Here is a 14,731-nt window from a genome sequence, read left to right as displayed (position 1 = left end):
ATGGACCCTAGACAAGTCCCATCGTTGCAGGTCAGGAGCACTCTCCGCTTATTTGATCAAGCCTCGGACACCCCACCTCGTGAAAGCGCGAGGTTAACGGGCCGTCTGCACGATTTCTCGTAGTCGCGGCAGGTGACTGAACCCTGCGACGGGACTACGTCTGCGTTGGCGCAAGGCCCCGGAGCATCAACAGCCCAGGGGCCTTGCGTCATTCGCTGGAAGCGGGTTCGACGTGCCACGTGATCAGTTGCGTGCCGCGTCAGCAGGACTTCACGTTCGACGTGCCTGCGGAACGGTTGGTGTCACCGCATCTCCTCACATTGTAAAAATTCTTCCTTGACGATCACGCGATCGAGCTTTTAACGCCAATCGCATCCGTGATCGGATCTGGGAAAGTGCAGGGCTCAGGCGGGGTGCCCCGCAGCAATGCCGCACGTGGCCGGGATTCCGACCGGGAAAAGCGAGCACACCCCGGCAACAAGTGAGTTTGGCTACCGAAACAATCTGGATTGTCGTTGAATCTTTAAGGTGGTTCAGATGGCTCTCGAATTCATTCCGCTGGTAACGCTCGCTTTTGGGCTCAGTCTTGACAATTTTCGCTCGGCGATCGCCATAGGGACTATTCCGTTTGACTGGCGCCGCGCCGTGCAGATATCCCTTATCTTCGGGATATTCGATACTGTGGGCCCGCTATTGGGAGGACTGGTCGGTCACTACCTGGGGGGATTTCTGGGCGAGTGGGCGGAGTACATCGGGGCGGCCGCGCTGGGGGTATACGGTCTGTGCTTCCTTGTCAGCGCAATCCGGAATCCGGAGCCGAAAGAGATGGACCATCCGTGGGTGACGCTCTTCGGCATGCCGCTCACACTGAGCATCGACAATTTCCTCGCAGGCACCGGTCTGGGGATCGCCGGGTTTTCTCTCGTGGTCCCGATGCTGACTTTCGGTGCCATGACGGTGGTCATGTCGTTCACTGGACTTTTCGTGGGGCGGATGGCTGCCAAAGTTGTTCGGATCCGTTCCGACTTGTTCAGCGGTATCTCACTCGTCGGGGCAGCGATCCTGCTGCCGCTGGCCTTCAACGGCTGAACGGCGGGCACCACCGCCGCGCCGGCCCGTTCTTCGGGTTCGCCTTGACCGGGTGCTGAAGCGCCTGGTCAGGGCGACATCCCTGTTCAGCGTCTACAAGGGCGAATCGTATTGGCCGCGGGCAGCCGGACGAACGTGCCGCGGTGCCGTTCTCCCGACGCGATGCGCCCAGGCACCGACATCTCAGGCTCGGCAACACCTGGGAGGACTCCAATGCCCGAGAATCCCGACACCCACGTCTACCGCACCTACGACAAGGTCTTGAGCGAGGGGCAGCCGGCGCGGCGGCGGAATCATCCGACGGCCAGTGGAAATCCCAACGACTGGTGGCCGGACCGGGTCAACCTGAAGGCGTTGCATCGGAACCAACCCGCAGACAACCCTCTGGACGCGGACTTCGACTACGCCGAGCAATTCAACACCCTGGATCTCGACGAGCTGGCGCGTGATCTCGACGAGGTGATGACGACCTCGCAGGACTGGTGGCCCGCCGACTTCGGTCACTACGGTCCCCTTATGCTGCGCATGGCGTGGCATGCCGCGGGTACGTACCGCGTCAGCGACGGCCGAGGCGGTGCCAGCGCCGGGATGCAACGTTTCGCCCCGTTGAACAGCTGGCCGGACAACCGCAACCTGGACAAGGCGCGTCGGTTGCTCTGGCCGGTGAAAAAGAAGTACGGGCGCAGGATATCCTGGGCGGACCTTATGATCTTCGCCGGCAACCGAGCACTGGAGTCGATGGGCTTCAAAACGTTCGGGTTCGGCGGCGGCCGTGCCGAGGTATGGGAGCCCGACGAGACGTACTGGGGTCCGGAACGCAAGTGGTTGGCCGAAGAACGGTACAGCGGTCTACACGAACTCGACGAGCCGCTGGCGGCCACCGAAATGGGGCTGATCTACGTCGATCCACAGGGCCCGGCCACCAATCCCGACCCGGTCCTCGCCGCCCGCGACATCCGGGAGACCTTCAAGCGGATGGGGCTGAACGACGAGGAAACGGTGGCGCTCATCGCGGGCGGGCACACCTTCGGCAAGACACATGGTCCGGCGGACCCGAACGTGACCGGCGGCCCCGAGCCCGAGGCAGCGCCCCTCACCGCGCAGGGCCTGGGCTGGCTCGGCGGGTACGGCAGCGGCACCGGGGCGGACACGGTCACCACCGGGCTGGAAGGGATGTGGACGCGCACGCCCGTCCAGTGGGACCACACCTTCCTCGAAACGTTGTATGAGTACAAGTGGGACGTCGAGCTCAGCCCGGCGGGCCTGTGGCAGTGGGTCCCGAGCGACGGCCAGGGCGAGGGCACCGTGCCGGACCCCTTCGACCCGGACAGGAAACACCATCCGGTCATGCTCACCACCGACCTGTCTTTGCAGCAGGACCCGAGTTACGACGCGATCGCGCGGCGGTTCCTGGAGCACCAGGACCAGTTCGAGGACGCGTTCGCACGGGCTTGGTTCAAGCTGACTCACATCGACATGGGCCCGATCCAGCGCTACCTGGGGCCGCTCGTCCCGGCCGAACGGCTGATCTGGCAAGACCCGGTGCCCGAACTGGAGCACGGGCTCGTGGACCCCGACGACGTCGCCGCCCTCAAGCGCGAGATCCTCGGATCGGGGCTGACAGTCGCGCAGCTCGTCTCCACGGCGTGGGCGTCGGCTTCGACGTACCGCGACAGCGACAAGCGCGGCGGGGCGAACGGGGCGCGGATCCGGCTCGAACCGCAACGCAGCTGGTCGGTCAACGAACCTGAGCAGCTGGATGTCGTCCTGTCCGCACTTGAGGCGATCCAAGAGCGCTTCAACGCCTCCCAACAGGGGGACAAGCGGATCTCGGTGGCCGACTTGATCGTGCTCGGCGGCTGTGCCGCGGTGGAAAAGGCCGCCGCGGCCGGCGGCCACGAGGTCGACGTTCCGTTCCGCCCCGGGCGCACCGACGCCACCCAGGAATGGACCGACGTCGAGTCGTTCGACGCGTTGAAGCCCACGGCGGACGCCTTCCGGAACTACCTTGGCAAAGGCTTCCGGATGCCGCCGGAGCACATGCTGGTCGACCGGGCCGGCCTGCTGACCCTGAGCGCGCCTGAGATGACCGTGCTGCTCGGCGGGCTGCGGGTACTCGGAGCCAATTACAGAGGCTCCTCCGTGGGTGTGTTGACCTCGGCGCAGGGGTCGTTGACGAACGATTTCTTCGTCAACCTGCTGGACATGGGGACGGTGTGGGCGCCGAGGCAGAACGGGCACATCTGGACGACGATCTACGAGAGCCGCGACCGGGACACCGGCGAGGTGAAATGGACCGCGAGCCGGGTCGACCTCCTCTTCGGTTCGCACTCCGAGCTGAGGGCGCTCGCGGAGGTCTACGGGAGCGAGGACGCGGGCGAGAAGTTCGTCCAGGACTTCGTCGCCGCGTGGGTGAAAGTCATGGAACTCGACCGCTTCGACCTGCGCCAGGGGATGACGGGCGAAGCCGCCTTGATCGGGGCCGAGTTCGTACGTGGGGCAGGGACGGGATGTGCGCGGCCTGCGTGATCAGCGCGTTCAGCGCGGGTTGCGCGCGGCACGGAGGACACCTGCTCGTCCCAGTCGCCGAAGGTCTTACCGGGACGGGAACCCGGCGCGCTTGCGGCGGCGTGGTGTGCAGGTTGACGCGGTCGTGTCCAGCGGCCCCTTCGGCCGGCAGGATGCCCACGGCCTCGGCCGGGTCCCCGGAGTCGGACCTTCACGGTGGGGATCACCCGGCGGGATGCGGCGGATGTGAGGGGGTGTCAGGCGGCGGGTGAGGTCGATCGCCTCGGCCAGCGAGTCGCCGGCGGAGCCGTGGACCTCGCGGAGCAGACCGGTCCTGTTCGCGGTGCCGGTGTCGGATACAGGGGTTGGGGCGAGGCCGGGTGTGGCCCGCGGAGGTGCCGGGCTGCAGGCTGTGGGTGTCACTCGCTCGGGTCGGCTCGGCGGTGTTCAGGTCGGCCTGGTGGTCGAGGATGGGCAGCAGGCCTTCTGGGCGAAGCGGCCGGTGACCGCGGCGTGCCCAGCACGCGGTCAACTGCTGCTCGGGGCGCGGCCTTGACAAGGTGACGTCCTCGGCCGTCTTGGCCTTGACTCGGTGAGTGCTGGAGGCTGCGGCGGGCGATGAGCCAGGCCCGGCACCGGGGCCATCATCAAGAACGCGGCATCGGCGCCGCTGGTGGCTTCCGGGATGCGCTCGCCGCGCCGGATCCCCAAATCATCGCCGCCGAGCGCTACTCCCAGCGCGCGGACATGGACGTGCCACGGGTGCCGGGCGACCTGAGTGGCGTTGCCGTCCGTGCCGACGGCGGTGACAAGGCCGATCGCCCGGTCCCGGTGCCGGGGGCCCCCGAGGCGGCCACTCCCGCCTCGCCTACAGCGAGATCCACGCGGACGAGGGGAAGGAAACCGCCACCGGCTTATGGGACCCGTGCCCAAGCGTTCTTCGCCCAGGCCGGGATCACCGTTGAACGGGTACTGACCGACAACGGCGCCTGCTACCGGTCACACGACTGGCGCGACACCCTCGCAGCGGCCGGGATCACCCACCAGCGCACCCGGCCCTACCGCCCGCAGACCAACGGCAAGGTCGAACACTTCAACCGCACCCTGCACGACGAGTGGGCCTACGCCCGCCCCTACCAGTCAGAAGCCGAGCGCCAGGCCGCGTTCCCGCAGTGGCTGCACACCTGCAATCACCACCGCGGCACACCGTGCTGAAAGGCCAGCCACCCGCCAGCCGCGTCCCCCACCTCAGTGCGCCTAGCGGGCTCGTGCACGGTAGGCGGTGAGGCGTCGAGGATGGCGGCGGGGGCTCGGTGTTCACGTCTGCCGCGCCGACGTCAGGCCCGCGGTCTGCTGGTGGGACAGCAGGCCGGCGACGGCCTGGTCGGTGTCGCTGGTGTGCTCGCGGCGGCCGAGGTGGCGGGTCTGAGCTCACCGGTTCTTCAGGTGGGCGATGCCGTGCTCGACGCGGATGCGTCGTGAGGAATGTGCCTTCCGCTGCCGCTCGTGCATCTCCTTGTACCAGTCGGGGGCGTTCTTCTTGAACTTGCGGTGCGGCGGTGTCAGCACCCGACCGCTGGTCTGCGCGCCCGGGTCCTGGTTGCCGGCATCGGCGAGAAATTTCCACGGCGGGCCCGTCGGCCAGGAGCTTGACCAGTCCCAACTGGCGGGCGTGGGTGATGTCCGCGCAGCTTCCGGGCTTGGTCGGGCTGCAGAACAGCACCCGGCCGTCCCCGTCCGTGTGCACCCGTGGTCGTGACGGCGTTCTGCTTGCTCTTGCCGGAGACGAACCTGTCCCGGTTTTTGCGCCCGGCGGTCGGCCGCCGGACCCGGATCTCGGTGCCGTCGACGATCCCGGTCCTACCCCTGGAGCCGAGGTGGTCGACGACCTCGGCCGGCGTCCGCAACCGCACGCCGGGACTGACGGTGCGGCCTCGCTCGGCGAGCAGGGGCCGCACTTCGCCGACGGCGCGGGTGATGGTGGAGCGGTCCACGCCGAATCAGCAGGCGAGCACGTGGTGTGTGGCTCCGTGGCGGAGGTGCACGAGGGTGGCCAGGAGCCGGTCGACGAAGACCAGCCGGTGCTTCGGCCGGCACCGATCGCCCGCTTCCGTGGCCGGGACGCAAGTCTGGCCAGGTGCCGTTCGTGCCACAACGGGCCCAGCTCGGCCACGAGTTCAGCGATCACGCCGGCCGACAGGCCCGTGATCCTCCGGTCGCTGATGATCGCTGCACGAGACGCGTTCGCGACCACACGACGATGGTCGACGATCAGGAACTCGACGCCTCACCGCCTAGCGTGCACGAGCTCGTTGGGGGAGCTTTCCACGGCCGGCGTCACCCGCCCGGTGGGAAGACAGTTCTTCTCCCGGAACCTCCCCCGTGCAAGGATGTACGGCTCGGCACAGCCGGCTTGCTGCAGGCTGCGGGGGCTTTTCAGCCTCGATACCTGTGCACGTCGCAAACGCAGTACATGAGACGGCAGCTGAAGCATGGGGGCTTGTCGACGCACGTGATACAGGGCCCGCAGTTCACCGGTTCGGTGTGCCGCGCGTGATCGCCGGGCTCGTAGGCCTCTCCGCAGTAGTGGCACGGCAGACGCTCGACAGTGTCCCGCTGGGGCACCGGCGGCTGGTTCATCACATCACCTTTTGTTTCCTCAAGTTGGCTTCCCCACGGCCGAGGTGCGGGGCGAAACATCCACCACCGGCGAGACTACGGCGGACCTGGCGTAGCCGTTCTCCTCGCCCGTCGGTGCGAAAACACTCGCCCGGTGATCGCGGCGTCACCGGGACGACTCGATCACCGGGCGAGTGAAAAGGAAACCTCCGGGGAGTTACCTCGTGTCTCGCGTCAGTGCCACGTCAGTGGCACCGCCCTGTCACAGGGAGAACGTGATCACCGCGGCACCGTGACCCTGACCGGACAGGCCGGGCACAATGCCTTCGAGCCAGCCACCCCAGCCGACCGGCACCGTGATGTACTGCTTGCCGTCGACCACGTAGGTACTCGGGCTGCTGTGGTGACCGCTACCGCACTGGAAACTCCAGAGCTTCTCTCCGGTCTCGGCATGGAGCGCCATGAACTCACCCGCGGGTGTGCCCGCGAACACCACGTTCCCCGCGGTGCTGAGGGTCGACGCGGCCATCGGCATCATGTCGAGCCGGTAGCGCCACTTCTCTTCACCGTGCGAGTCGAACGCGCTGACCGACCCTGCCATGTTGTCGACGTCGACCTCGACGGCGGCGCCCCAGTAGGGCATGCCTTCCTTGAACTCGCGACGACGTCGGGTGGCAGTAGCACCCACGTCGGCCACCGGAACGTAGAACAGATCGTGGTCCGGGTTGTACGACGCATGCGTCCATTCCTTCGCACCGGCGGGGCCGGGGAAGAAGTGGACGGGCTCGCCTTCCTTGTCCGGGTACTTCCGCGGGGTCACCTTGCCGTCACGGGTGATGACGCCCCAGTCGATCCGGTCGACGAACGGCGTGACGTGCTGCAGCTCGCCGTTGGTGCGGTCGAGGACGAACATGTACCCGTTCTTGTCGAAGTGGGCGAGCAGCTTCTTGCCATCCCGCTCGAACAGGGTCATCTCCATGGTGGAGTCGTAGTCCCACAGGTCGTGGGGGGTGAACTGGTAGTGCCACTTGATCTCGCCGGTGTCGACATCCAGCGCGACCACGCTGTCGCTGTAGAGGTTGTCCCCCTCACGGACCTCGCCGTCGAAGTCGGGAGCCGGGTTGCCGGTGCCTGCGTAGTAGAGGTTCAGCTCTGGGTCGTAGGTTCCGGTGACCCAATGGTTCGCGCCTCCGCGCTGCCAGGCCTCCCCGTCGGCGGGCCAGGTCTCCGAGCCGGGCTCACCCGGCTTCGGCACGGTGTAGGTGCGCCAGCGCTGCTCACCGGTCTCCAGGTCCCAGCAGTCGATGTGGCCACGGACGCCGTACTCGCCGCCGGCGGAACCGGTGATGAGCGTGTCCTTGATGACCAGCGGAGCGATCGAAGCGCTTTCGCCCGCCCGCACGTCGCCGATGGTCTTCTGCCAGACCTTCTGGCCGTTGGTGGCGTCGATCGCCACCAGCTGGGCGTTCTGGGTCACCATGTAGACCTTGCCGTTGGCCACCGCACAGCCGCGGTTGACGTTGGCGCAGCACAGCGTCACGTCGAAGGGAATCGCGTGCTTGTAACGCCACAGCTGCTCGCCGGTCGTCGCGTCGAGCGCCCAGAGCCAGCCGTCCCAGCCGGTGACGAACATGACGCCGTCGACGACCAGGGGACAGGCCTCGAACGCGTAGGTCGAGGTGGAGGCCATCATGCCGGTGGCGCTCGCCTGGTGGATCCAGGCGACCTTCAGGTCCTTGACGTTCTCGGCGTTGATCTGGTCGAGCAGGCTGTGCCGCTTGCCGTCGTAGTCGCCGTAGTACGTGATCCAGTTCTGCGGTTCGCTGCGCGCCTTGAGGATGCGCTCGTAGTTGATGCCGCGCGTCACGTCCGGAGCGCTGTGCGGCATCTTGGAAAGCTTGCCGTGGTTGAACGCCTCGCCGGCGTCGACGTATTCGACGGTCATGGTGGTTCCTACCTTTCTACGGCCGAGGCTGGGCGGGTCGGTCGAGCTTGGCTTCCGGCGGTACTTCGCCGGTCACGACGATGGCGGCGGTCAGTCCCCTGCCCTCGTCGTTGCCGGCCGGCGAGCCGTACCAGTAGTAGCCGGGACCGTCCAGTTCGAGCGTCGCACGGCCCTTCGAGTGGTTCACCAGACCGATGAACTTCCTGTCGCCGTTACTGGGCAGCAGGCAGGCATGGGTGTTCTTGTCGTCGTTGATGATCGTCAGCTCGACGGTGCCGGCGTGCGGCAGCACCAGGACCGCGGGCTCCCACGCCATCGCATCCTCCGGGATGCGGATGGTCGCCTCCATCGTTCCGTCGGCACGCTCGGTTGCCTTGGCGATTGAACCGGTCCCGAGCAGGGCACCCACGGTCGCCTTGTTCTGTCCGCCGATTTCGGCCAGGAGATCGGCTTGTTCCTGGGCAGTCGTCATCGGACTTCACCTCCTCGTTAGCAAGAAATGAAAATTCTGACGGATTTTCGCGGGACATGTCACCAACGGAAAGAGTCGGCTCGTTGACGGCAAAGTCGGAAACTTTCAAGCGCTACGCCACCCGAGCACGCCATACCGATATTCGTCTATTCGTCGCCACGGCCAGCCCGAGCCCGCCGCTCCCCCGGCAGGAGATACCGCTGGTGTCAACCCTGTGCCTGGGTTCAGGTTTAATCCCTGGTGTGGTCGGACCTATGCCGGGAAATCGCTGTCTCGGGGGGCAGGCAACGAAGGCCACCCTCACCCCGATACCGCTCCAACGCCCTGTGCACCGTTGCCTCGCCATGACTGCGAAAGGTCGGGTCGAGCCAGCGTACCTGTGCCATATAGGACCGCCTTTGGTCTGTTGCCAACCCGGACGGCACACATGCGCTTGGTGCCGATGATCGCTCGTGTGCTGTACGTATCCGGCCGGGCCGCGTCGCTTGACCTTCGACGTAAATTAAACTGACCCTCGCTTTGAGGACAAGCAGAGCGGGATGAGTGTGCGGGAACAACCTACGAACGGTCGTGAAGCGGAGATCATCGGTGGCCGTCCACCCACGAGCGGTTGACATGCTTTCGCTTCAGCTTGAGGTTGTTCTGGCCGCTGTTTTGACGATTGGTCAGGTGTTAAATGAGTTGTCCGCCTTTGTGACCTGGCGGCTGACTGCGACAAGCAGGCCCGCTGATTTGTGCCCCTACCTGCGCAAGCACGTGAGGTTCGCGCAGGTAGGGGCAGGTTTCGGCGTCTCGGAGGCGACGGGTCCGGCGGCATGTGGACGAGACCCTCGAGGTCCTGGCCGCTTGGGCGCCGAGTCTGCATGAAGCAGCCCTGTCGGTCTGGACGAGGGCGGCTTCGTCGGCGAACGGGCACCGTCATCCCGTGCGACATACAGGACGCGCCCACGACCTGGCCGCAGCCGGCGCCCACGGCGTCTGGCGGGCATGCCTGGCCTGTGGCAGGTTCTCATCCCGGCCAGCCGCGCCGTCCAGGCCTCCACACTCTCACGACCTGCCAATACACACGATGAAGACCGCACGCACGTCTTGAGATGTCGTGCGCCATAGGGTTTCCTGCTCAGTGGTTGGGAACCGCTACGCCAGGTAACAAGGAGTCACGATGACCGGGACAGTGCCACCGCTGGCGATCGCACCGAGCCGACCCAGTGAGGGCTACCGCACGGCGGATGGCTCTCTGGTGGCTACCTCATCGGCGAGAGAAGTAGCTCGTGCATGGGAACGCTTCGCCGCGGGCGAAGACATAGAAACGGGCATCCGGCCTGAGATCCTCGCTTCATGGTACCGATGCCGTGATCAGTACGAAGTAGACCGCAAGTTGAATGCCGCACCGGTGGCGCCGGCCGACGTCCACCGGACCGACACAGGCGTAATCTTCACTGCGCTCGGCGGCCTCGGCGCCATGGCCGGCCAGCAAGTGGAACGGGATGACGCCGTCGTCACCGTTACGGACGGGGACGGACGAGTCCTTGGGGCGTGGGGCGACCCTACCACACAGCGGCGGGCGGAGTTGCACAATCTCGCCCCATGGTCGTCGTGGTCGGAGGAGTGCACCGGCACGAACGGAATGGGAACCTCGTTCGAGGTGTCCGGCCCGGTGACTGTGACGGGGCCGGAGCACTGGTGCGAAGCCTTCCACCAGTGGTCCTGCGCGGGCATTTCCATACGCGACGTGGTGACCGGCTCGCCGGTCGCGTCGATCAACATCTCGCGATGGAACGCATCGCTCCCCAAGTCCATTGCGTCGTGGCTGACGAAATCAGTCGCGTGCATCGAACAAGAGATTTACCGGCGCGCCGTCCACGAGGCGGACAAAGTAGTCTCCGAGTTCAAGAAAAAATGCTCCCGGGTCAGTGGTCCATTTATCGCGATGGACCGTGGAGGGAATGTGATAACTGCAAATGAAGCAGCTATCAGATTGCTCGGGCTGACTGACGAGCCCTCCATTGTCGCGGCTGCCATCGAACCGGCACAGCGCTGGACCCTGGACATTTCGGGGCTTCCTGACGTGCTGCGGTGGGCCATGGACCAGGCGCGGGGAACCGAGCAGTGGAGCGGCTACGCGTGTCTGCCGGTGTCCCCGGGAGGGGAGGCCACTCCGCTGACTATGCGGCCCATCGTCGACTCGAATCACGTGATGGGCATGCTGTGTTTTCTGGGGGTGCAAGAGGGCGAACCTTACGTGGGTAATCCGAAAGCATCCGTCAACCCGCTTCCTCAGCGCGTCATCGGAATGCGCAATGATCGGCTGGTCCTGCTCGCTCCGTCGGAGGTCCGATATGCCGAGGCAGACCGGAACATCGTTTGGCTGATCACGGAAAGGGGGAGGATCCAGGCCGCGACCCGCGGTCTCGACAATGTCGAGCGGTTGCTGACGTCTTACGGATTTCGTCGAGTACACCGGCGTTTTCTGGTCAACCTTCGCCGTGTGGCAGAACTGGAGCGGGGCATTAAGGGTGAGCTCTTCCTCATCATGAATGCTCGTTCCCATGAGGTCGTTCCCGTTTCGCGGCGCCACGCTCCGGAACTCCGGCGCATGCTCGGTGTGTGAACCCCCGGTCTCGGTGTCCGGTTACTCCAGCCGTACTTCGAGTTCTCGGGCTCGGTCGGCGGCGTGGGCCTGAGCCAGGTCGCCGTGCACTTCGCCTTCACCTCGTCCACCGGGCAGAGCCTGGTCGGCCGGCGCCCGTACTTCACCAAGGAGCGGGCCGGCAACGAGGAACACCACTGACCGGCGTCCCCGACGGGCTGTGCTCCGCGGCCAAGCCGCGCCTCGCGGCGGACATACCCCACGGCCGCATCCACCCATCAGGTCACCAGCCCACGAAGCTGAGCGTGATCAAGCCGCCGCCCGGCTGCCGAAGTCGGCCTTGCACCGGATGCGGAGACGGCACGGGGCACAGGGGCTTACGCGACTACGACCGGGCAATGACAGGTAACTACCGCTGCCCCGACGGGCACGACCGGATGCAGGGACATCAGTACTGCTGGTCCGCCGAAACCGCTCCACCCGCACTGAGTTCGTCCCAACCTGGCCCGGCAGCTCGGTGGTTGGACTGACAACGTGGTGAAGCCCCTGGTAGATGGGTTTTCGACCAAGAGAACCGTCTCCACCGGAGGCTTCGCCTGCTTGTCTACCCATCGATGTGTCCAGCTCTGCCCTGCGCTTTCTGGCCACTCGTCCGCGGCAGCACCGGCACGTGATCGGCTCCCGCCGGCGTCGGCTGAGCGCCGGCCGGCCCTGCTCACGCTCGCCCATCCGCGGATGGGACACACCTATGCCGAGCTCGCGGGCGGGTTCGGCGTCGGATGGTGTCCCACTGTGTGGTGTAGGGGATCTCCGCGGTCGAGTGCGCGGGTTCCGCTCCCTGGGGTGCACCGTCTGCCGGTGTCTGCTCCCTGCTCAACTGGCAGGCCACCGCGTAACTGTCCGGAGTGAACGGGCAGTTCGACCCCAGGGGGTGCACGGTGGCCTTGTCCCGGCAAGACCTGCTTCGCCTGCTTGAGTCACTACGCTCGGCAGATGGTCTTGAACTTGTCCGCGGGGTCGCCGAGCGACTGCTGCAGGAACTGATCGAGGCCGAGGCGAGTGTGAAGTTCGGTGCCGAGTGGGGCGAGCACACCGACACCCTCACCACTTGGCGCAACGGTCACCGGGAGAAGACGGTGACCACGCAGGCCGGCAACCTCGAGCTGGCCATCCCGAAACTGTGGGCCTGAAGCTTCTTCCCCAGCCTGCTGGAGCGTCGGCGGCGCATCGACCAGGCTCTCTACGCGGTCGTCATGGAGGCGTACGTCCACGGCGTCTCCACCCGGTCGGCCGGTGACCTGGTCAAAGCCATGGCTCCGACACCAAGATCTCCAAGAGCGAGGTCTCCCGGGGCTGTATCCGGCTTCCCTACCTGTTCCTCCACGCCACTACGTCAAGGCCCGTGTCGACCACCGCATCGCCTCCCAAGCGATTGTGATAGCCACCGGCTTCACTCAGGACGGCAGCCGCGAGGTTGCCGGTGTCATGGTCGGCGACAGACAGACCGAAGTGTTCTGGGCCCAGTTCCTGCGCGAACGCGGGCTGTGCGGCGTCCGCCTGGTCATCTCCGACAGCCACAGCGGCCCGGTCAAAGCGATCCGCAAGGTGCGCCAGGTCCTCACGGATCTTTATCGGTCGGCTGCTGGGGGCTCGCCGGCCTTGCCCGGTGCCGTCCATGACGTCTGTGCGGCCCGCGAACACGGCATCGTCGACGCGCTCGACGAGGCCGGCGTCAAGTGCTCGGCGGACAAGGCGTACCGAGGTGACGGCGGCACGGTTCGCAGCCCCTGCTGGGGTCGTTGGGAGACCCTTTCCACCGGTCGGAGGGCCGTCAACCGGTCCCACTGCGAAAATCCGCACACTTGTCGAGCAGGCCATGGCCACCCTCACATTCCGGCGTCTCCTCCGCAAGCTTCCGGTGCTCGACCACCGGGATCACCGCCCTCGTCGAGGCTGTCCTCGCTCTGCCATCTGGCCAGCTCGACCGATGATGGAAAAGCCTCACTGTGTCCCACTACCGCTGCTTGGAGGACAAGACGCGATCACCCAGCTCCCCGACGAGCGTGCGGACCTCGCTGATACAGGACGGCAGGCTTCAAGATGGTTGTCGGATCGTGGAGTTGACCGGTCTGCACGCCCGTGGGAGCCGACTGGGGGGATGCGGCTGCATCCGCCGGGGGCGGCAACTGGATCCGCACCGCCACGGCTATGGGGCGGCACAACCTGCCCGCACAGTCATGGCACATCGATAGGGCTCGGATGCTCCCCGCGAACCTCGCGGCCGATCTCCCAGCCTGGCTCCGGCTGCTGCCTTCGGCACGACAGTAAGGACTTGGCGAACGTCGCACCGAAACCATGCGTGTGCGCCTCTGCCGCCTGCCTGCCCGTGTGGCCTGCAACGCCCGAAGTCACTACCTGCGCATGGTGCGGACCTGGCCCTGGGCAGCGGCGTTCACCGTCCGCCGGAGACGGCTCACCCAGCTGCCGGCCGTCACCTGACGACCCGGCGTCGTCCCCGGCAAGGAGCGGGAAGGGGGGCAACCTCGCAATCTCCTCGGACGTGACGGGCGACCCGCCGTCGGTTTGGTCAGCGATCGCCCGTCGCTGAGGAATCGAGGGCATGACTCAGCAGTGACTATCTGCGGCTGCCGTATCGATGACAGTCAACGCTTGGTACGCGCAGCAAGGGCCTGCACCTGGCTGCGCAGTCGTTCCACGGCTTGTGCCGGATCCTTGGCAGCGTAGACAGCCGAACCGGCCACAAAGCAGTCGACGCCGGCCTCGGCCGCCTGCTCGATCGTGTCGGTGTTGATGCCGCCGTCGATCTCCACCACCAGGTTCAGATGGCCGGTGTCGACCATCGTTCGGGCCTTGCGCACCTTGCCGAGGACCTCGGCGATGAACTTCTGGCCGCCGAAACCGGGCTCCACGGACATCACCAGCAGGGTGTCGTAGTGTTTGAGCACATCGACGTAGGGCTCCAGGGGCGTGTTCGGCTTGATCGCCAACCCGGCCTTGGAGCCTGCGGCCCGCAGGTTCTTCGCGAGCATGACCGGATCGTCGGCGGCCTCGACGTGCACCGTGACGTTGTAGGCACCCGCTTCCGCGTAACCGACCGCCCAGCGATCCGGGTTCTCGATCATCAGGTGGCAGTCCAACGGTAGGTCAGTGGTTGCCAGCAGCGACTGAACGACCGGCAGCCCCAGGGTCAGGTTAGGCACGAAATGCGCGTCCATGACATCTACGTGCAGCCAATCCGCTCCTCGACCCGGTGGTCCTTTCACGGCAGCCACCTCGTCGGCGAGCCGTGCGAAGTCGGCGGAGAGTATGGACGGAGCGATCAACGGTTGGTTCGACACGACGCCAAGCGTAAAGCAGCCGACGGTGGTGGGTGGTTATTTATTGTGCGCATTACGGGATTGTGCTTTTGCATGACGCGGGGTGTTGCCGGGTTTTGGGTGGTGGGCAATTGTTGTGAGGGTTGGTAACCGATCTTGTGCTCGGTGGC

At 65.9% G+C, this 14,731-nt stretch carries 7 protein-coding genes and 4 pseudogenes; 7 read left to right on the top strand and 4 right to left on the bottom strand.

Annotation, left to right across the window (positions count from 1 at the left end; translation table 11 throughout):
- Nucleotides 1-537: 537 nt before the first annotated feature.
- From AB0L56_RS31285 to AB0L56_RS31275, 3 genes and pseudogenes are all read left to right on the top strand, one after another.
- Complete coding sequence (locus AB0L56_RS31285; RefSeq protein WP_365429466.1) at nucleotides 538-1,089, top strand: manganese efflux pump; 552 nt, start codon at nucleotides 538-540, stop codon at nucleotides 1,087-1,089.
- Nucleotides 1,090-1,302: 213 nt separating this feature from the next.
- Nucleotides 1,303-3,618 carry a catalase/peroxidase HPI gene (gene katG / locus AB0L56_RS31280; RefSeq protein ID WP_365429463.1) on the top strand — a complete coding sequence of 772 codons (2,316 nt, stop codon included), beginning with the start codon at nucleotides 1,303-1,305 and terminating at the stop codon, nucleotides 3,616-3,618.
- Nucleotides 3,619-4,451: 833 nt separating this feature from the next.
- Nucleotides 4,452-4,883 (top strand): annotated as a pseudogene (locus AB0L56_RS31275) (integrase core domain-containing protein); the annotation flags it as partial.
- A gap of 145 nt (nucleotides 4,884-5,028) precedes the next feature.
- Here AB0L56_RS31275 and AB0L56_RS31270 read toward each other — a convergent pair.
- The 3 genes from AB0L56_RS31270 to AB0L56_RS31260 form a co-directional block, all read right to left on the bottom strand.
- Entirely contained in the window at nucleotides 5,029-5,166 is a 138-nt protein-coding gene (locus tag AB0L56_RS31270; RefSeq protein WP_365429460.1) for a hypothetical protein, read from the bottom strand.
- Nucleotides 5,167-6,478: 1,312 nt separating this feature from the next.
- Nucleotides 6,479-8,161, bottom strand: a complete 1,683-nt coding sequence (locus AB0L56_RS31265) for a PQQ-dependent dehydrogenase, methanol/ethanol family (protein WP_365429457.1) — start codon at nucleotides 8,159-8,161, stop codon at nucleotides 6,479-6,481.
- 16 nt (nucleotides 8,162-8,177) lie between these two features.
- Nucleotides 8,178-8,633, bottom strand: coding sequence for an MSMEG_3727 family PQQ-associated protein (locus tag AB0L56_RS31260; RefSeq protein WP_365429454.1), 456 nt, complete (start codon nucleotides 8,631-8,633; stop codon nucleotides 8,178-8,180).
- 1,162 nt (nucleotides 8,634-9,795) lie between these two features.
- On the opposite strand from AB0L56_RS31260, the gene AB0L56_RS31255 reads away from it, so the two are divergent.
- The 4 genes and pseudogenes from AB0L56_RS31255 to AB0L56_RS31240 form a co-directional block, all read left to right on the top strand.
- The gene (locus AB0L56_RS31255; RefSeq protein WP_365429451.1) at nucleotides 9,796-11,244 is read left to right on the top strand and encodes a LytTR family transcriptional regulator DNA-binding domain-containing protein; all 1,449 of its coding nucleotides are present in this window, start codon (nucleotides 9,796-9,798) and stop codon (nucleotides 11,242-11,244) included.
- A gap of 575 nt (nucleotides 11,245-11,819) precedes the next feature.
- Nucleotides 11,820-12,003 (top strand): annotated as a pseudogene (locus AB0L56_RS31250) (IS5/IS1182 family transposase); the annotation flags it as partial.
- A 158-nt stretch (nucleotides 12,004-12,161) separates the two neighbouring features.
- Nucleotides 12,162-12,807 (top strand): annotated as a pseudogene (locus tag AB0L56_RS31245) (transposase); the annotation flags it as partial.
- Between the two features lie 66 nt (nucleotides 12,808-12,873).
- Nucleotides 12,874-13,214 (top strand): annotated as a pseudogene (locus AB0L56_RS31240) (transposase family protein); the annotation flags it as partial.
- Nucleotides 13,215-13,886: 672 nt separating this feature from the next.
- Here AB0L56_RS31240 and rpe read toward each other — a convergent pair.
- Complete coding sequence (gene rpe, locus AB0L56_RS31235) at nucleotides 13,887-14,582, bottom strand: ribulose-phosphate 3-epimerase (protein ID WP_365429448.1); 696 nt, start codon at nucleotides 14,580-14,582, stop codon at nucleotides 13,887-13,889.
- Between the last annotated feature and the right edge of the window lie 149 nt (nucleotides 14,583-14,731).

The sequence above is a fragment of the Streptomyces sp. NPDC052079 genome, from assembly GCF_040680275.1.
Classification (GTDB): domain Bacteria; phylum Actinomycetota; class Actinomycetes; order Streptomycetales; family Streptomycetaceae; genus Streptomyces.
The sequence above is the reverse complement of the archived record's forward strand: the minus strand, read 5'-3'. Positions and strand labels throughout refer to the sequence as shown.

Coding starts and splice junctions, on each gene's coding strand:
- AB0L56_RS31255 (WP_365429451.1), top strand. CDS start 9,796: ATGACCGGGACAGTGCCACCGCTGGCGATCGCACCGAGCCGACCCAGT.
- AB0L56_RS31260 (WP_365429454.1), bottom strand. CDS start 8,633: ATGACGACTGCCCAGGAACAAGCCGATCTCCTGGCCGAAATCGGCGGA.
- katG (WP_365429463.1), top strand. CDS start 1,303: ATGCCCGAGAATCCCGACACCCACGTCTACCGCACCTACGACAAGGTC.
- AB0L56_RS31285 (WP_365429466.1), top strand. CDS start 538: ATGGCTCTCGAATTCATTCCGCTGGTAACGCTCGCTTTTGGGCTCAGT.
- AB0L56_RS31265 (WP_365429457.1), bottom strand. CDS start 8,161: ATGACCGTCGAATACGTCGACGCCGGCGAGGCGTTCAACCACGGCAAG.